Source organism: Vibrio rhizosphaerae (assembly GCF_024347095.1).
Classification (GTDB): Bacteria; Pseudomonadota; Gammaproteobacteria; order Enterobacterales; family Vibrionaceae; genus Vibrio; species Vibrio rhizosphaerae.
Genome location: NZ_AP024903.1, coordinates 1938252 through 1957953, shown reverse-complemented (window position 1 = coordinate 1957953; position 19702 = coordinate 1938252). Strand labels below are relative to the sequence as shown.

The following is a 19702-nucleotide window of genomic DNA, read 5'->3' as shown; positions in this document are numbered from 1 at the left end:
GTGATCGATGGGGATGGCACATGCCTGCTCTGCACTAAAGCGCATCACTGGAGGTATTTCATTCCGATGCTGAACATCTTTATTATTGTTGCATTGTTAGTTTTATTCTTTCTTTTTGCGCAGCGTTACATCATTAAAAAAGATGACAGTCAAGAATATAGTTATCGACGATTCGGCCCGTTGCTCAACCCCGCAGAGAGTATATTTTATCGTGCATTAATTGAAGCGGTTGGGGAGCAGGGGATTGTCTTTGCCAAAGTGAACATGGCGCAGTTATTAGTTCCTACCGGACTGAAAAAGAAAAAAGACATTTTTATTGCCAGCCACAAGATTTCAAAACATAGTTTTCAGTTTGTCGTCTGTGATCCCAGAACATTTGAAGCCCGGGCTGTGATTGAACTCGATAATGGGAAATCATTGAGTAAGACGAAGATTGAACGTGAAAAACTGCTGTTGAGTGTCTGTCGCTCTGCCAATATTCCTTTGATTGGAGCAAACATCAAATATAGCTATCAGGTTAGTCGGTTACGGCGACTTCTGGCGGCTCATATTGATTTGATTGAAGCGGATAAAGAAGTTCGATTCTGTAAAAAATGTGGCAGCCCGATGGTTATTCGGGTCGCGACGCAGGGCGATTATAAGGGACGGCGATTCTTTACCTGTAGTCGCCAGCCACATTGTAACTATACTGAAAATTATAATGTGGTTTATGAAGATAACGATGAGAACGAGTAATCGGAGGCAGTAAGGCATGTAGCAACGCTACATTAAGCTGATTTGTAAACCTCATCGTTCAGCGAGGAGGAATCTGTCTGACAAATTCGTACCTGATTCTTCCCATTTTTCTTCGCTTTATAAAGCTCAATATCGGCCAGTTTCAGGATGTCAGAGAGGTTATCCCCGTTGCGGTAACGACAGATTCCGATACTTAACGTTAACTGTAAACGTTTGTCACCAAAGCTGAACAGGTGATTGCTGATGGTGTGGCGAAGCTTTTCACCGACTTTTTTGGCCTCATCCAAATCGACATCGAATAAGGTAATACAAAACTCTTCTCCGCCAATTCGAAAGAGATTCTCATCACCGACGATACGGCTAATGATCAAACTGGTTTCGATCAAAACCTTATCACCAATGTCATGACCAAACCGGTCGTTAATCTGTTTAAAGTAATCAATGTCAAGAATGAGCAGACTCAAATGTTGTTGCTCTTTTTTCGTCGTCGTAAAACGATAAAACGACGTTGACAGCGATAATCGGTTATGTGTGCCCGTCAACGAATCTCGGGAAGCAAGATACATCAGTGAATTTTCAATATCAGAACGATTGGATTCATAAAGATGTGACACAATCCAGATCCCGAGATAGCAGAGCACCAGATTAAACATGCTTTCTAACATGCTGTAGGTTGCATCCTGACTGAGCTTCATCATGATGATCGCAGATTGAATCACCAAAAACAGGCCGCTGGTATACATGCCGTGTTTGATACCGAGTAATAAGTACAATACGATCGGAGCAAGACAACTCCAGATGAACAGCCCCTGAGCGATTGGTTGAAAGTATGTGCCGGCTAACAGCATAAACATCAGATAGTAAGCATAATAAAGGATGTACTGCTTGGGATAGCGCTTCTGTTTGAGTTGGGTATAAATAAAGTAAGAATAGATCGACAGAATACACTCAGCGAAGGCCAGAAATAAATCGTTGCGATGAATGGCATGGAAGAGGGCAAAGAACAGTGCTATCAACGTTAAAAATAGACTGATACCGGAAAGAACGGACGTTCTGAGCAAGTATGATTTATTAGGTAATCGATCATCCATTTTAAGGGCGTTCTGCATATGTTCTAGCCAATTGAGATATGTTACGCAATCATTGTAATACTTCAACTAGTTTTTTGGGTAAATGTCACAAAATTGGACTCGTATTGCAGTTTGCCGCGACAGAAAAAAGGATGAAATTTCGATCAAGAATGATTCCGATTGCACAAAAAAGATTCATATTGGTGAACTTAAAGGCAATCGGTTCATTTTCAGGGAAATTTTTCTTGCACAACGTTCAGACTGTCGCTAATATCCACTCCGTTCTTGATTGATGCGTCCGTAGCTCAGTTGGTTAGAGTATCGCCTTGACATGGCGGGGGTCGGTGGTTCGAGTCCACTCGGACGCACCATATACAAGAAAACATCAAAATGCGTCTGTAGCTCAGTTGGTTAGAGTATCGCCTTGACATGGCGGGGGTCGGTGGTTCGAGTCCACTCAGACGCACCATATCTGCATTATCTTTCTTCAAAAATCTTCCTGTTATACTCATACCTCTCTGTTTTCAGCACCTGTTATCACATTATCACCTGTTATCACATTATCACCTGTCATGTATTTTTGCTTTCGCACTAAATCACGAAGATGCATCACATAAGTTTGCTCACCTAAAACAAGTTTGCTCACCCAAAGCGTAGCTCGTTGCGGTGACTGTCGTTACGCTGACGTAAAAGTGCCGCTGAAGGAATAACCGTCGGTCTCTAAAATTGAGATATTTATCACTCTGAATTTGAGACGATAGCATTTTTCCTTTGTTTACATCCCAGATACACCAAATGAACAATGATCAGTGAAGTCTGTTTTTGTAAATAAAAAACAACAAAATAAGGAGAAATAGAGAAAATATGACAGATAGTGGCGTTATTTTACTACGTTTTTAAGAAAAAAAAGTCTTCAATAGTGTTATTCAATGAAAAACATAGAATCATTCTATTTCTCTAACGATTACCTTTATTGATAATATGATTGTTAATATTACGGGATATTATCATTTGGTCTTTACCGATAGTGCCAGTCAGGATTCACTCAATTATCTTTTATTTGAAGTAATCCTGTGCATTTAAAGGGATTGTTACCTCAATAGGGCAATACTCAGATTGTGTTAAGCAATGTGATCAGGAATTTATTTAAATTCCGGTCAGGCTTGAACATTTTCGGGTGTTGCCTTTTTTTGTGCGTAAAAAATATTGATGATGATCCTGAAACGTATGTGCCATGGTTTAGTTAAAGTCATGGCATATACATGGTCAATTACATTTTATTCAATGTCGGCATAGTTCTTACTCGAAAATATGTGTCAATGGAGTTTTTCATGAAGAAAACAATATTAGCGACGTTAGTGACGAGCAGTATTTTTTGTCACTCGATCCCTGCAAATGCTACAGCAATATCCACGAATGAACCCGTGAAGAAGCCCAATGTTGTCGTATTATATCTGGATGATGCCGGGTTTTCTGATATCAGTGCCAATGGCGGAAAAGTAACGACTCCGAAGCTGGATGAATTTTCCCGGGCCGGTATCAATTTACAAAGCTTTTATACATCTTCATCGGTGAGTTCACCTTCCAGAGCCGGATTATTTACCGGTCGGCTTGGTAATCGGACGGGTATGTGGGGAAAACACATGCATGTATTGCTCGACTTCGATAAGGATGGATTGCCTCAGAGCGAAACGACACTTGCTGATATATTGGATGACAATGGGTACGACACCGCGCTGTTAGGGAAATGGCATTTGGGTGTCGGAGATCATAATCAGTTTACACCGACCCGACATGGTTTTGATGAATGGTATGGCATTCCCGGTTCTAATGATATGTTCTACAACAAATTTGATAATCAAAAGAACATTGGTGCTCTCCATTGTGGTACGCCTGAAGAACGCAAAGCCGCACTTAAAGAGCGTGCATCGAAGAAAGCTGATCTGATTGGCAATGATGGCCGTGGCAACCAATCTGCTTTTGATGTGCCTGTATATCACTCTTATAAAAATAACGGAAAATTTGATGATAATATCACAGGTATTATGAATCAAAGTGAGTTCACACAGGATATAACAAACAGAGCCGTCCATTATATCGAAGAGCATAAAGACAATCCGTTCTTCTTATTTGTCTCATATCCTCAAACCCATGTGCCTTTATTTACCTCTCCCAAATTTAAAGGGGTTACGGATACAGCATATGGGGATGTCATGAAAGAAATCGATGACTCCGCAGGTCGAATTCTCCGTCAATTACACCAGCAGGGATTAGATGAAGATACCATTGTTATTTTTACATCTGATAATGGACCCTGGCTCGGATATCAAAAGTATGGTGCTGCGGGATCCGCTTTACCTTACCGTGACGGAAAAGCAACAACCTATGAAGGGGGCGTGCGAGTTCCTGCGATTATTCGGTGGTCAGGCCATATCAAACCGGGTCATTCCAATGAGATGTTCTCTGCTTTAGATTTCTTACCGACATTAACCAAATTGACTCATTCCACTTTGCCCAATGTCAATCTGGATGGATTTGATATGTCTCAGATGCTATTGCAAGGTAAAGCATCTCCAAGGCAAGAGATGCCATATTACTATATGGGGGATTTACAAGCTTTTCGAATGGGAAAATGGAAAATTCATTTCATGACATCCTCACATATGGTTAAGAAAAAACTCGATAAACCAGAATTATATAATTTGGATGAAGATGTTGCAGAAAAAAATAATGTCGCAGATAAATATCCGGACATTGTTGCGAAACTAGCAGCGCAAGCAAATAAATATGATAAATCTATTGGTGGATGGGAAGAGCCTCTGTTTGATCTGGATGATCAATATAAAGGGAGCAACTGTAAGTAGTCTATGAATATTATAATCATATGATTTTTCTTGATGAGTTTTCTTATAGATAGGAATGAATCTATACGAGTCAATGATTATGAAATGAATCGGATTATTGATCGTGAAACTCAAATTTGAAATGAAAAGGAATAACCATGAAAGCATTGAAATTGAACCATCCTAAAGCAAAGGCATTATCTTTATGTGTCACCGCAGCATTATCACTTGGTCTGAGTGGGAATTCATTTGCTGCGGAACATGCCAACAGAGTACCGACGGATCATCCGAATGTCATTGTTGTATTAGTCGATGATATGGGGGTTGAGGGCATCAGTCATTTTGGCGGAGAATATTACAGCCCCAACGTTGATCAATTGGCCAGAAGTGGCGTTTCTTTTGATAATGCACATGCAATGCCGCTCAGTTCTCCAACCCGAACACGTTTGATGACCGGGATTGAAAACCGTAAAAATTATAAAGCTTTTGGTTATCTTGGCCCGGACCAAATAACATTTGGTAATACCTTTAAGGAGGCCGGTTACGCCACGGCGATTGCCGGAAAATGGCAATTGAGCGGTAACGGTTTTGATGGGCTGAAAGGCATTACGCCAAGCGGCGCCGGTTTTGAAGAATCATTTGTATGGTTCCGCAATACATTCTCTGACAGAGGCTCACGTTATTGGGCACCGACTCTTTTTTACAATGATAAAAAAGCATCATTTGAAGAAGGTTTCGGGCCGGATATGATCCAAACATTTGCCAAACATTTTATCAATAAAAACCAAGAGAAGCCGTTCTTCCTATACTATCCGATGATGCTGACTCATGACCCATACGTCGTGACACCTGATAGCATGAATGCGGAAGGGGAAAAGAATAAGTTCTCAGGTATGGTTTCGTATATGGATAAACAGGTCGGTGACTTAGTCAAATATGTGGATAGCAAAGGATTGTTAGAGAATACAATCTTCGTGTTTACTGCCGACAATGGTACATTGAGTAAAATCACCTCTTATCGTAACGGCCATAAAGTTAAAGGTGGGAAAGGTTTCCCTACCTTGAATGGTACACACGTTCCAATGGTTGTTTCTTGGAAAGGTCAAATTCAGCCTAAACAGCATGTTAGCGGGCTATTTGATATTATGGATGTGTATCCGACAATCACCGATTTGGCTGGGATAAAAATTAAGCAAGAGATTGACGGTATCAGTCAGGCTCCTGTGCTCAAAGGGAAGAAAGCGTCTGTCAGAGACACCATCTTTATGCACTATGCGCCGATGTGGAACCGGAAGCCGGCAAGCTTCGTTTTCAATCAGGATTGGAAGTTATATAAAGACGGAAAATTTGTTAAATTGAATCCGGGTTCAGGGGAAGAAGTGCTGATTAATTCTCAGAATCAAACGAAAGAGTCAGAAAAACAACTTAAGCTCCTGAAAGCGGCATTTGCTAAAGAAAAAGATACCCCATTAGAAAAAGTCACCGCTCCATTTTGTAAAGGTCATAAATCATTGAAACCGGGCGTTGATTCTACGATTGCTGGTTGTGACCGTTCTAAATTAGGGCTACGTTCAATTACACTGGATTTCCTCGAGTAATCAATAAACCCTCAGTACCATCTTGGCGAATGATTACGCTAAGATGGTACTGCTGACATTATATATCAGCGACAGATGAATGCTTGAATCATATTCATACCGAACCATCATTATCTGTCCTGTTCAAATTTTTCTACAATTTCTTTAGCAATTTCTTTAGCTAAGTTATTTTTCTTTAAATACATCACACCACCATTGAATTCTGGTAGTTTAAATTCAATCGGCAGTGCTTTTAATTGATGGTCATTCGCTAATTTTTCTAACTGTGTAGATAAAACGATCAAGTATTCGGTATCTTTGACCAGATTCAGTGAAATGGTAACGGAGTGGCTGATACAGTGAACGTTTTCTGGGCTGACGATATAGTTATATAAATTATCCATCATGGTGTACTGACTAAGAAACCTGAGTACAACCCATTTGTATTGAATTAAATCCTCCTGCGTAATGCTTGATTTTAAAAATAAGGGATGGTTCTTGTCGGCATAAATAGTCACTTTATTTTTAAATACCGGCACATAATCAATTTCATCATATTGTATTAATCGATTGGGGATAATTCCCATGGCAATATCACAACTGTTTTTGATGAGTTCATCCGGCAAAGACACCATTTCTGCATTATTGATGTTAAATTTTATATGTTGATGTGAGTTGATCACGGTTTTTATTGTTTCGAAAAAATCTGTATGGGTCCAGTTAAACCCACATTTAATCGACAACGTATCTTGTGTATGGTGCTGTAGTTTTTCCGCAACCGAGATTAAACGATCATATGAATGAACGGTTTCAATGGCATTGTTATAGAGGGTTTTTCCGGCTTCGGTCAGTTCAATACCCGTTTTATTTCTGATTAATAAGGTCACACCTAAGGATTGTTCCAAGCGGCTAATATTTTGAGTTAATGTCGGTTGAGAAATACCAATGACTTTACTGGCTTTTGTAATGTTTTTGAGGTCACCAACGACTTTGAACTGATTGAATAGTTTAAACATGGCCTGATACGCATCCTCGGTGAGACCCATCATATACAAAACCCTAAGATAGTTCATTCAGGCCAGAATGATAAGTCATTCAGTTTGTTTAATTGATATTAAACTCAATTCATCAGAGGCAGGCTCAGGGATGTTGAGTCATCCCCGGCCTGAACAAGGTGATCGAATCTGGTTGATCACTTTGGGCATTGTTTGGATTGCATGGTATGGATTGCCCGGATAAAGGTCTGCTGAATATCCGGTATACGCAGTGCCTTTGCTTCATCTAACAATGCCAGTGCTTTGGCGATATCCTGCTGACTCACCGCATGTTCGATGGCTGACTGATAATAGTGCGTGGATTCCGCTTGCGGCGGCGCGGTATGTTGCCACTGACTGGTCTCGATATTTGGTTGTGGGGATGTCGACGGATTGACCGCCGTGCGGTTAGCTGAGATTTGTCGGGCTTGTTGGTGAGAAGAGCGTTGGCGAGAATGCTGACGAATCGACACCGTTTCAACCGTCAGTACCAATGAGCCCTGATAGCCTGTCGTCACTGAGGTATCGGTAACTATCGGCAGCGGGGCACCATCTTCAAGCGCACGTCGTTTGGCTGGGTGGGGAATCGTCATCGTTTGACCGACCTGAGCCGGTTGCGTGAAAATCACCAGATAAGGCGTCTTTTCCGCATTGATCTGATAAGTCTGTTCGAGTCGATCGGATTCAAATACATCACTGAACCGAAGTTGATGCTGGTCGATTTGAACCGTTTGTTGCGGCTGAAAATCGCTATCAAGTAACACCAGTGTCGGCATGAAAATCTGATGATTCAATCTCAGACTTTTGAGCGTCAGTTTGACGGTGCCGGAACGCGGTGAAAATTGAAAGGCACCAAAATATGAACGCCCGCTGCTGAAATCCCGCACCGGAGATGATGAATCAATATTGAGTTTAACCGTGTCGCTGGGATTGAATGGTGTCCAGTAAACATCTTGATAGCGGGTACAACACGTCGCATCTTCAGCCGGCGGCGTCACGGTATGCTGCATCGGTTTTGTTGCGGCGCACCCGGAGACCATCAACAGCGCGAAGGTAAACTGGAGCAGTTGTTGTATTTTTTGCATAGTGACTTCCTGTAGGGGGACTTCCTGTAGGGGACTGCTGTTGACGACTTGCCGTCAATCATTTGCCGTACGTAAGTAGCTGCGTGTCCGTCACCGCCTGTGGTTACGGCGGATTCAGGCAACCCTGCGGTTGCCTGATATCACGAGGGCTTACCGGTGTTCAGAACCAAATTTCAGCTTCAATACCAACCCGTGTTTCAGTGTTATCATCACCGGAGGTCCAGGCATAGCCGTGATCACTTGATTTCATATAGGTAATATAGGGCTTAATCTGTGGTCGGCCCCAGTAATCGGCATTGACGGTCAGAACCGGTGCTAAAGTGGCGGTATAGAATGAGGTATCAGCATCTTCACGTCCCCATGTTCCGGCAGCCCCGAGACTTTCCAGTGCATAGGTCAGAGTCGCTTCCATCCGCAAGTTGTCGTTGACTTGATAAGATGGCGTCACCCCGACAATCAGGCGTGATAGTCCGTCTTTGGAACCCCATACATCATGCGTGGTGTGATTATCCAGCTGCCAATAGGTCACTTCGGTGCCCAATTGAATGTTTTGCGCCAGATTGGCAACCCCATAAGACGTCAGGAAGAGGGAGCGGTCATCTTTTTTCCAGTTGCCGCTCCACTGACCAAAGTTAACGCCCCGGTTGGCAGACACCCCTTTTCCGTAGGTAATCGCTGTGGTTGACCAGCCATCGAAGCCGTAATAGTCGCGATGATATGTGATTGCAGCGCCGAAACCATCTTTCGCGGTACTCGATTCATCAACATGTTTCCGCGAGGTGATCTTCACATCAAAATCGAATTTTCCCCCGAATCCTTCAACGCCATAATAGTAGAAATCAGCCGATGTGAGAGTGGTACTCCGTCCCTGACTGTCTAAAGAGCACTGTTTCGAATTAACGTTTGCCCCTGAGAGGGTACAACTGCCTTCTCCGGGATCCGCTGACATCACGGCAAATCCGGCATCATGGTACTGAACGCCGGCCCCGACACCGGAGGACTGTTTCCAGAACTCCTTAGTAATGATGCCTGACTGGCGGTTGAGGTAACGTTGCCCCGCCCAAAGGCTAAGCCCGTCGGCAAAATAGGATAAGTCACCCAGCTCGATGTAAGCTTCTTTGAATTCCAGCTGACCACTTTCCAAATGCCCTTCATTACCGGAAGAAGAGGTATAGAACCCGCGGCCGTTGCCGCCTTCATTGTTGCCGTACTCCGCTTTCAGGACATATTTCGCCCAAGAGCCGGAATCAAAGTTCTGACCTTTGGTGACGGTAAATTCAACCTGAGTCGGATTACCGGAAAACGCAGCACCGGCGGCATGATAGTCTCGGCGATGGCCATAACTGTCATTTAAAGACAGGGATTCGCCGACATTGTACTGTAAGTGTCCATAACCGTTGACGGTCCAACCTTCATGGACTTTCTCTTCTGCTGAAGACTGCATTGAAAGCAGTGCTCCGGAGATTGCTAATGCAATCAGACTGACCTTCTTCATGTGATTCGCTCCTGTTTATTGTGATGATTCCCAGGCTCTCCGGGGCTCCCATTGATGATGCTGAACCGTCGTGGTGTCGTCGGAGAGGGAAATCGGTGACTGTGGCACTTGAACAAATCCGGAGGTATGACGAATATGTTCTGACTCGAGAACAAGATAAGGAACGGGACGGGGTCTGACTTCCTCTTCCGGCGTGAAATTGGTGGAGGACGTGCCGGGATGAGAAAGGCGGAGAAAAACAGGAATCGAGATACAGTGTTAGCTGAATCACACATCTGGGGCGGAGGCGGGGAAACTATTGTGACGCACGCCCTGTGATCGGGTGATCTTTATCACATTTAACCGGTCAACAAGACCGGAGAGTCGCCGGTATCAATGTGCAAAAATGTGAAATACACCCGATTGGGCGGCGACAACCCGAAACCGGGCGCGTTGCTGTCACCACACGCCCCTTATCGGGGCATTGAGGCCGATCATTCAGTATCCCATTAAGCTCAGTAATCGTTCTGCCGTTTCAATCGCTTCTTTACGGTTGGCCAGATTGAGTTTCTGATAGAGATTTCTGATGTGGGTTTTGATGGTGGTGCCCGCAACTTCGAGTTCCTGAGAGATCTGTTCATTACTGAACCCGGAATAGATCAGGCCCAGCACTTGCCATTCCCGCTGCGTCAATGGGCTGGTGCGCACCAGTTCAGGTACTTTGGGATGATGCAGCAGCTTATCGATAAATTCTTCATCAAAATGCAATGAACGACTGCGCTGTTTCTGAGCGATTTCACGCAGCAGGATTTTGGCACGGTGTTTTGCTAGATCCTCAAGGGTTTCGCCTCGGATCAGTTGTTGTAAGACCGGATATAAATGTTGCCCTTCAATGAGGAAATCCGCCACCATGCCTGTCTGATTGGTCATCTTTAAGGCTTGGCTTAATAGGGTCTCTGCCCGTTGTGGTTGCCGGCAATGTACCGCGAGCACCGCTTCGACGATCAGGTTACGGTTGGTATCGGTAAAGAGTTCGGATTGCTGCGCTTCATGCTGTAAAAACGCCAGACTCTGCTGCGCCTGTTCGAGTTGCCCGGTATAAATCTGAGCGCGGGCGATATTACGCCACTGCAGTTGCAAAAAATGGTTCTTTGCTTCAGAAGGGCGGGAAGCCTGATCCAGCCAGGTTGTGATTGCGTCGGCCTCATCCCGCACTTGCCAGTAGAGCAATAATGCGAACGAGGCATTGGCCGTCCAGTCGATGTGATAGCTGGACTGGTTTAACAGTGTCTCTATCTGCGCGACAAATTTGGCTGCCCGATCAATTTCACCCCGGGCAATCGCAATCCGGGCCAGAATCGAGTAACTGTGCAAATGTTTACTGATATCTAAATTACCCAGCACCCGAATCCCTTTTTGCGCGAAGACTTCCGCTTCATCCAGTGAATTCCAGCACCAGAGAACCTGCGCATGAAGGCGTAACAGAAATTCATGTAACGGCACCTGATGTAATTGCTGGGCTTCAATCAGTTTGAAAGCCGATTCGTGTAGTTCAAAGGCGACCTGCACATACCCCTGCGCGAGCAAAATTTCGCTCTGCTGGATTAAAGCCCATAACGCCTGATGATAAACCTGATGTTGACGGGCTAATTTTTCGGTTTGCTGCATCAAAGACAAGGCACGGTTGAGTTCTCCCTGCACATGATTGACTTCTCCGACAATTGAGGTCGCAATAATCCGGCTACGAAAATCGGTGGTTTCCAACTGACTCAGCGCGAGTTCAGCCAGCTCTGAGGCGAGTTCCGGATCATTATTATTGATGGCTACCTGAGCCCTGAGGGTGTTGATTTGTCCTTGTTCCGGCTGAGAAATCGAGACATTTCTCAGGCGCATCTCCTGCTCGGCGAGGGTTAGCATATCCTCCACCCGGGTATAGCGGTGTTGGCTCTGGGCTAACCAAGCCTGCAGCAACGGCAGTTTCACACCGGCGTAGAGATGACCGGCATCGAGTTCATCGATGGCTGTTTCCAGAATATTTAACTCACCATGATTGAACATTCGCCAGCCGTGAGCGAGCAGAATCTGAGTGGTCAAATCATGGTTGGTGGTTTGCTGAGCGTGTTTCAGGGCCTGATGCGGAATGTCGAGTTTCAGCCAGGCCTGAGCAGCCCGGCAGTGGAGTTGCTCTTCTTCATCAGGAATAATCTTATGCCGCTGGTGGGTCAGAAATTCCGCAAACAGATGATGAAAGCGATACCAGTTCTGTTCACTCTCCAGTCGATGAATGAAGAGACCATACCGATTGAGCGACTCAATCATATTCAATGCATCGCTGCGCTTGGTCAGTTCCGCCACCAGAATATCGTTAAAGGTCTCCAGCACGGCACATTGCATCAGAAATAACCGAGTGTCGCTGTCAATATAGGCAAAGACTTCTTCAATCAAATACTCCCACAGATGATCATGATTAAACCCGGCGACCGATTGGCGGGATTGAGCCAAAGAGCGATTCTGATGTTTGGCTTGTAACGCGATCAACTGGAGGGCTGAGGGCCAGCCTTCGACATAATGTCTCAGTTCGCTGACGGTTTCCGAATCAAACTCATCATGAACCACCTGACTAAAAAAGCGGGTGGTTTCTTCTTCATCAAATGCCAGCATTTCGTGATCAATTTCAATCAGCAGATCGCGCACCCGCAGGTTCGCAATACCCAGCGGCGGACTCGAGCGGCTGGTGACAACGACCGTCAGATTGTCCGGCATGTGTTTAATAAAGAAGCGCACCGCTTCATGGATTTTTTCATCATCGATCAGATGGTAGTCATCCAAGACCAGATAGCAGGGTTGTGTCACGTCCTGAATTTCATGAAAGAGTTCGGCAAACAGCGAAGAGACCGAAGCGTATTGACTGCGCTCGGCAAGGGTCTGGCTATTCGGACAACCATTGCCGGTGGCCATATTAATCGCCTGAATAAAGTAATTGATGAACCGGAACGAATCATTGTCACCCTCATCAATGCTATACCAGCCGACCGCCGGGCTGTCAGCCAGCCACTGAGCTGCCATGGTGGTCTTACCGTAACCGGCCGGTGAGCGAAACAACACGACTTTACATTGATGTGCATGACGCAGGGCATCGAGTACCCGCTGTCGTGAGATTGCATGGTGCAGACGACTTGGACGTGTCAGTTTTGATGGAATCCACATAAATTCTGTATTTTTCTTCGCTTTGCATAAATTCCGGTTAGTTTAGCGTGGAGCATCCGGTTCGGAACTTGATCGACTTCTTAATACACAAATTCCTAACAATTTTGTGAATTGAGTGATGTTCTTTTGAGCTTTTCGGTCAATCATCGGGCTCTACGCCCATTGACTCCTACCATAATTCCCCCACCGCGGGAGGATGTTTCATGACGCAGGACTATGCAGGATATCCCCATACCTTGAGCCCTTAAATGTAAGCAAGATGCTGCAGAGAGTGAGATCGTCATGAACAATGAACCAACCCATCATTTTGAGCCGGAGGCATTCAGACAGAGTGTCTTACATCATTTGAAGACTACCTATTCACAAGACATTGAACAGGCAAGCGCCCGGTCATGGTATCTGGCAATGGTCAGGGCACTGTCTGAAATCACCATTGCCGATATGGTCGATACGGCACATGACCCGCGGGTTCGTCACGCGAAGCATGTGAATTATCTGTCGCTCGAATTTTTGATGGGCCGCCTGACTGGCAATGCACTGATTAACATGAATTTGTATGCACAGGTCGAACATGTCATGCAGATGCTGGGACAATCGCTGTCTGATTTACTGGAACATGAGCGCGATCCTTCGCTCGGCAACGGTGGGTTAGGGCGTTTAGCCGCCTGCTTTATGGATTCCTGCGCGGCGCAGCAATACCCGACCGTCGGATACGGCTTACATTACGAATACGGGCTGTTTAAACAGTCTTTTGTTGCCGGACGACAACAGGAAGCGCCCGATGAGTGGCGCGGAGATGAAGGCTATCCGTGGGAACGGCTGCGGCCGGAACTGACCCGCCGGGTCGGATTCTTCGGCGATGTGGAAACCTATCAGCAACAAGGCAAAACCAAATACCGCTGGCAGCCTGCGCAGATCGTGAAAGCGATCGCGTGGGACATTCCGATTGTCGGCTATAACAGTCACACGGTGTACCCGCTGCGTTTATGGGAATGCCGGGCAGAACAAGGCTTCTCGCTCGATCAGTTTAATCAGGGTGCCTATCTTGAAGCGCAGCAGCGCATGATTGAGGCTGCCAACCTGACCAAAGTGCTGTATCCGAATGATAATCATGAACCGGGCAAAGTGTTGCGTTTGATGCAGCAATATTTTCACAGTGCGGCATCCATCGGTGACATTGTCGATCGGCACGAGCAAGCCGGACGTGACTGGGAAAACTTACCCGACTATGAAACCATTCAGCTCAATGATACCCATCCCGCGATTGCGATTCCTGAATTGATGCGGGTCTTGATCGATGAAAAAGATCTGACGTGGCAAACCGCATGGTCGATTTGTTCACGGGTTTTTGCATATACCAACCATACCCTGATGCCCGAAGCGCTGGAAACATGGCGCAAATCACTGATGACGAAGTTGCTGCCCCGACATATGGCGCTGATTGCGGACATTGATCAGCATGTCCGGCAACTGGTCGAGCAACAGTGGCCGGACGATGCCGAGAAACAAGCAAAACTCGCGATTATCTCCGCCGGGAAAGAGCCGATGGTGAGAATGGCGAACTTGTGTGTCGTCGGCTCTTATGCCGTCAATGGAGTCGCGGCGATGCACACCGAGCTGGTACAAAAAGAGCTGTTTCCTGAATTTAATACATTATTCCCCAACCGGATCCGCAATGTGACCAACGGGATAACACCGCGCCGCTGGTTAACCTATTGCAATCCAGAGCTGGCCAATCTGATTCGTCATAAGATTGGTCACCGCTGGGAAGACAACCTCGACCATCTGGTCGATTTAGCCGCCTATGCCGATCAGGCCGATTTTCAGGCTGCATTTATGGCGACCAAAAGGGCTAATAAAGAACGTCTGGCGCAATGGGTATCGGAGCATCTCGGGCTGGACATCAATCCCAGTGCACTGTTTGACGTCCAAATCAAACGTCTGCATGAGTACAAACGCCAGCATTTGAACCTACTGCATATTTTATCTTTGTATCATCGCCTGTTGCATGAGCCTGACTTTGACATGGTGCCACGGGTGGTCTTTTTTGCCGCGAAAGCCGCTCCCGGCTATCACTTGGCAAAAGAGATTATCTATGCGATCAACCGGGTTGCCGACACCATCAATCACGATGAGCGGGTCAACGATAAACTGAAAGTTGTCTTTATCCCTGACTATCGGGTCAGCATCGCGGAATTAATCATTCCCGCCGCAGACCTGTCTGAGCAGATTTCAACCGCAGGCAAGGAAGCATCCGGCACCGGTAACATGAAACTGGCCCTCAACGGTGCGCTGACCATCGGCACGATGGACGGGGCTAATGTGGAAATTCGTGAAGAAGTCGGCGAGGAGAATATCTTCATCTTTGGCCTGAACGTACATCAGGTGAATCAATGCCTTCGTGACGGTTACGACCCGCATCGTTACTACCAGACCGACCCGTTACTTAAGGCCAGCCTTGACTGGCTCAATACCGACTATTTTACCCCGGGAGAGCCGCACGGCCTGAAGCCGGTTTACGATACTTTGTTACGTGATGGTGACCCATATTTATGTCTGGCTGATTTTCGGGCTTATGTCGATGCTCAGGCTGCGGTTGACCGCCAGTATTGTGATGTACAGGGCTGGGCACGCAAAGCCATTTTAAATACGGCGCTGGTGGGTAAATTCAGTTCGGACCGGTCGATTCGTGATTATGTTGAGACGATCTGGCATCTGCAACCTGTCAAACGTTAAATCAGCAACCGATTCACTTACGGATCCGTTCATCCACGGATCCATTCATCGATGAATCGGTTCATCCAGAAAAAGCATGGCATGGTGTCTCGGCGCCGGGCAGGTGTCTCGGCTCATTTCATCGTCTGAATGCTTATCAATGCAATGTCATTGGAGTGAAACATGATAACAAAATCAACATTGGCACAGGTGGCGGATCTTGCCGGGATTGCGCCATGCTATACCGATGCATGGGGCAATGAAACCGAAGTCCCTGAGCAGACGTTGCGTCAGATTCTTACGATTATGGGCTATGATACGTCTGAGGATGCCCGACTGATGGCATCGGCTGTCAGCAAACATCAATCCCACTTGTCACCGCCGGTCGTGGTTGTCCGCGGAGGCGAGCAACCGGTCGATATTCCCCTCAGAATCGGCCGGGATGTATCCTATGAACATTTCTCGTGGCAAATCCGCACCGAAGACAATCAGCATTTTGAGGGGGCGGTGGCAACACACCTGCTTGCGGAACAGCGAGATGATGACGGCTGTGTGACGCTGCGTATTACCGGGTTAACGCTGGGGTATCATCAGTTGACTGTGAGAGATAACCGCGACGGTCACTTGGAGGAGAGTCTGCTCATCATTGCTCCGGCTGCGTGTTACAAACAGCCCGCGTTATTGTCAGGCCAGAAAATGTGGGGGCTGAGCATTCAGCTTTATACGCTCCGCAGTCAGGCCAACTGGGGCATCGGTGATTTTGGCGACCTGAAACAGCTGGTCAGCGAGGTTGCCGATCACGGTGCTCAGTTTATCGGTCTCAATCCACTGCATACGCTTTTTCCGGTCGATCCGGCGTTTGCCAGTCCTTATAGCCCGTCTTCTCGTTTATGGCTAAATACGCTATATATCGATGTCAGCTCGGTGCCTGAGTTTGTCCTCAGTCATGCCGCACAATCGTTAGTCGGCAGTGCCGGTTTTCAGCACCGGCTGGCGCAGACAAGAGCCAACCCTTGGGTCGATTACCCCGAAGTCAGTGCCCTCAAAATGACCGTATTACCATTGCTGTATCAGGAGTTTCGTCACCGTCATCTGGCCCATCACTCTGAACGGGCTCAGGCCTTTATCCAGTTTGTCAAACAGGGTGGTGAAAGCCTGACTGCGCTGGCGGCCTTTCATGTGTTGTCCGAGACATTTTGTCAGACCGGAGCCGATAGCAATGGGGTGAACCGGCCTTGGGGATGGACGCAGTTTCCGCCTGAATATCAGGATTATCAGAGTGAGACGGTACAAGCTTTTATTGCAACGCATCAGGAAGCGATTTATTTCCATATGTACTTGCAATGGATTGCCGAAAGCCAGTTGAAAGAGATCCAGCATATGGCCCGGGAACGCGGCATGGCGATTGGTTTATATCGGGATTTAGCTGTCGGGGTCAGCAAAAATGGGTGTGATACTTGGGTGGACAGCGCGCATCAGACGTTGGTCAGAACAGCAAGTGTCGGGGCGCCACCGGATATTTTAGGGCCGCTCGGTCAGGACTGGGGACTACCGCCATTTCATCCAGACACGCTCCGGGAACAGGCGTATCGTCCTTTTATTGATCTGCTGCGAGCCAATATGAAGCATTGCGGGGCGCTACGGATCGATCATGTGCTGGGCCTATTGAGACTGTGGTGGATCCCACAAGGAAAAACCGCTAAAGAGGGCGCTTATGTTTACTATCCGGTTGAGCATTTGCTGGCGATTCTGGCATTGGAATCACACCGTCATCAGTGTGCCATTATTGGTGAAGACTTAGGCACCGTTCCGGCGCAGATGGCGGACATTCTGGCAAGCGCGGGGATTCACTCATATAAAGTGTTTTTCTTCGAAAAATCTCAGCAAGGGGTCTATACACCGCCGCCAGACTATCCTTATCAGTCGATGACCGCCTTATGTACGCATGATATGCCGACCCTGAGAGGGTTCTGGCATGGTTGTGACCTGTCATTGGGACAACAACTGGGACTTTATCCCGATGAGGCGCAACTGGAACAATTGCGTCAGGATCGCGCTCAAATGCGTCATGGTGTGTTGCAGGCGCTGGGAATGTTAAATGCACAACAGGCAGTGCGTGCCGGTGCTTCGCCAACCGACTCAGCAGAGACACACCGCGAGATGGATCCATTACTGGGCGAGTTAATTCAGCTGCATGTCGCTTCTGGTCGTTCCGCGTTGGTCAGTATTCAGCTGGAAGATTTACTGGCGATGGATGAGCCGGTTAATGTGCCGGGAACCGTGGAGCAATATCCCAACTGGCGGAGAAAGCTTTGCGCTGATTTAACGACGATTTTCTCAACACCGGCGATTCGCACCATGTTGGATAAGCTCACACAGATTCGGGCGGCCTGACTCGATCTCTGAAAAGCTTGAAAGATCAAAACACCGGTTCTCAAACGAGAACCGGTGTTTTGATGCGGCAAGGCGTCTCCGAGTTAAGACGCATCATCGAAAAGTGTATCGAAATCCACGCCTTTTTCACGATAACGTCTCGGACAAGCCCGGCCATCACTGTGGAATAGATGGCAACGGTTCGGTTCAATACCGATGGTATACGAATCACCGACCGCCACATCCAGGGTATCCATCGCCCGATAAATCACATTGGCATCTGCCCCTTTCAAATGCAGATAGATCTGCGTTTCGTAGCCGAGTTTTTCCACAATCTGCACTTTGCCTGATACGGTGAATGTCGCGGATTCGGCACTGATTAAATGCTCGGGACGAATCCCCAGAGACATTCGTTCGCCCGGACGAACCTGATCGCCTTGAACCGGAATCCAGAAGGTCTCACCATTGGGTAATTGCACCATGACTCGCTCCGGTTCCGCGGCTTCGACATTGACGGTCATAAAATTCATTTTCGGTGAGCCGATAAAACCGGCCACAAAGCGATTTTTCGGATAATGATAGAGTGCCAGCGGCTGACCGACCTGAGCGACAGACCCCGATTGCAGCACCACGATCTTATCCGCCATGGTCATGGCTTCAACCTGATCGTGCGTGACATAAATCATGGTGCAGCCAAGCTGACGCTGTAATTTGGTAATTTCACTGCGCATATTGACCCGTAAAGACGCATCGAGATTCGAAAGCGGTTCATCCAAGAGAAACACATTCGGTCTTGAGACCAAAGTCCGGCCAATCGCAACCCGCTGACGCTGGCCACCGGATAATGCTTTGGGCTGACGGTCCAGCAAGTGGCCGAGCTGAAGGATTTCCGCCGCTTCCACAACGCGTGCGTGAATAGCTTTCTTATCGGCTTTGGCTAGCTTGAGGCCAAACGACATGTTGTCATACAAGTTTAGATGCGGATAAAGGGCATAGGACTGAAAAACCATGCCCACCCCTCTTTTGGATGGCTCAATATCATTGACGCGCTGTTCACCGATATACAAATCACCCGAGGTGATATCTTCCAGACCGGCAATACAGCGTAACAGGGTCGATTTACCGCATCCTGACGGGCCGACGAACACGACAAACTCACCATCGTGGATCTCCAGATTCACATCCTTGGTGATCACGACATCATTATAAGCCTTTGATACATTTTTCAGGGTGACACTTGCCATTCGATCATCCTTAACTCAAATATAGATTTGTGACATGTAAAGGGCTCAGCCATGCTCAGTGGCTAAACCTCATGAGCGGGTGTTGTTTCACCTTGCCTGTACTTTGTATGTACTTTGTACGGACGTTGCTCGGACTGTGCGTCGCAGTGGTGACTTGAGTGTAGTATGCGTGAAAGGATGACGCTGTGCATCCTCCTGTCGGTGAATCCGCGGGGCGGACAACAAAGGATTAGCAACCGTCAAGGGCGGAGGTCTGGGCCGATGCGGGCGGCTCAGAAAGCGGGGGGAATAGTGTTATCTGTCACATTTTATCTATCTTTTCAGGAATTCGGTCACGTAGATGTT

General features: G+C 46.9%; 11 protein-coding genes and 2 tRNA genes. 7 read left to right on the top strand and 6 right to left on the bottom strand.

Going from position 1 to position 19702, the window contains the following annotated elements; genetic code table 11:
- Positions 1-66 precede the first annotated feature (66 nt).
- On the top strand, positions 67-735 hold the full coding sequence (locus tag OCV37_RS08325) for a DUF2726 domain-containing protein (protein WP_038179683.1): 669 nt from the start codon (positions 67-69) through the stop codon (positions 733-735).
- A gap of 32 nt (positions 736-767) precedes the next feature.
- On the opposite strand, the gene OCV37_RS08320 is transcribed toward OCV37_RS08325, so the two are convergent.
- Positions 768-1844: a GGDEF domain-containing protein gene (locus OCV37_RS08320; protein ID WP_315973419.1), complete on the bottom strand. Its 1077-nt coding sequence runs from the start codon at positions 1842-1844 to the stop codon at positions 768-770.
- 255 nt (positions 1845-2099) lie between these two features.
- Between OCV37_RS08320 and OCV37_RS08315 the strand changes: the two genes are divergently transcribed.
- The 4 genes from OCV37_RS08315 (at position 2100) to OCV37_RS08300 (ending at position 6246) form a co-directional block, all read left to right on the top strand.
- A tRNA-Val gene (locus tag OCV37_RS08315) sits at positions 2100-2176 on the top strand.
- A gap of 21 nt (positions 2177-2197) precedes the next feature.
- Positions 2198-2274, top strand: a tRNA-Val gene (locus tag OCV37_RS08310).
- 862 nt (positions 2275-3136) lie between these two features.
- A complete protein-coding gene (locus OCV37_RS08305) occupies positions 3137-4669 on the top strand; it encodes a sulfatase-like hydrolase/transferase (protein WP_038179684.1) in 1533 nt (510 codons plus the stop codon).
- 137 nt (positions 4670-4806) lie between these two features.
- A complete protein-coding gene (locus OCV37_RS08300) occupies positions 4807-6246 on the top strand; it encodes a sulfatase-like hydrolase/transferase (protein WP_051680429.1) in 1440 nt (479 codons plus the stop codon).
- 110 nt (positions 6247-6356) lie between these two features.
- Here OCV37_RS08300 and OCV37_RS08295 read toward each other — a convergent pair whose 3' ends face one another.
- The 4 genes from OCV37_RS08295 to malT form a co-directional block, all read right to left on the bottom strand.
- Positions 6357-7241, bottom strand: a complete 885-nt coding sequence (locus OCV37_RS08295; protein ID WP_169739356.1) for a LysR family transcriptional regulator — start codon at positions 7239-7241, stop codon at positions 6357-6359.
- 176 nt (positions 7242-7417) lie between these two features.
- Positions 7418-8344 carry a MalM family protein gene (locus OCV37_RS08290; RefSeq protein ID WP_038179686.1) on the bottom strand — a complete coding sequence of 309 codons (927 nt, stop codon included), beginning with the start codon at positions 8342-8344 and terminating at the stop codon, positions 7418-7420.
- A gap of 160 nt (positions 8345-8504) precedes the next feature.
- Positions 8505-9839 carry a carbohydrate porin gene (locus tag OCV37_RS08285; protein ID WP_038179687.1) on the bottom strand — a complete coding sequence of 445 codons (1335 nt, stop codon included), beginning with the start codon at positions 9837-9839 and terminating at the stop codon, positions 8505-8507.
- A gap of 477 nt (positions 9840-10316) precedes the next feature.
- Positions 10317-13025, bottom strand: coding sequence for an HTH-type transcriptional regulator MalT (gene malT, locus OCV37_RS08280; protein ID WP_038179689.1), 2709 nt, complete (start codon positions 13023-13025; stop codon positions 10317-10319).
- 282 nt (positions 13026-13307) lie between these two features.
- On the opposite strand from malT, the gene OCV37_RS08275 reads away from it, so the two are divergent.
- Both OCV37_RS08275 and malQ read left to right on the top strand, forming a co-directional pair.
- Positions 13308-15761 carry a glycogen/starch/alpha-glucan phosphorylase gene (locus OCV37_RS08275; protein ID WP_038179690.1) on the top strand — a complete coding sequence of 818 codons (2454 nt, stop codon included), beginning with the start codon at positions 13308-13310 and terminating at the stop codon, positions 15759-15761.
- Between the two features lie 162 nt (positions 15762-15923).
- Positions 15924-18134, top strand: a complete 2211-nt coding sequence (malQ, locus tag OCV37_RS08270; protein WP_038179693.1) for a 4-alpha-glucanotransferase — start codon at positions 15924-15926, stop codon at positions 18132-18134.
- Positions 18135-18217: 83 nt separating this feature from the next.
- Here the strand turns inward: malQ and malK are convergent, their stop codons facing one another.
- Positions 18218-19357: a maltose/maltodextrin ABC transporter ATP-binding protein MalK gene (malK, locus tag OCV37_RS08265; protein WP_038179695.1), complete on the bottom strand. Its 1140-nt coding sequence runs from the start codon at positions 19355-19357 to the stop codon at positions 18218-18220.
- Positions 19358-19702: the final 345 nt, after the last annotated feature.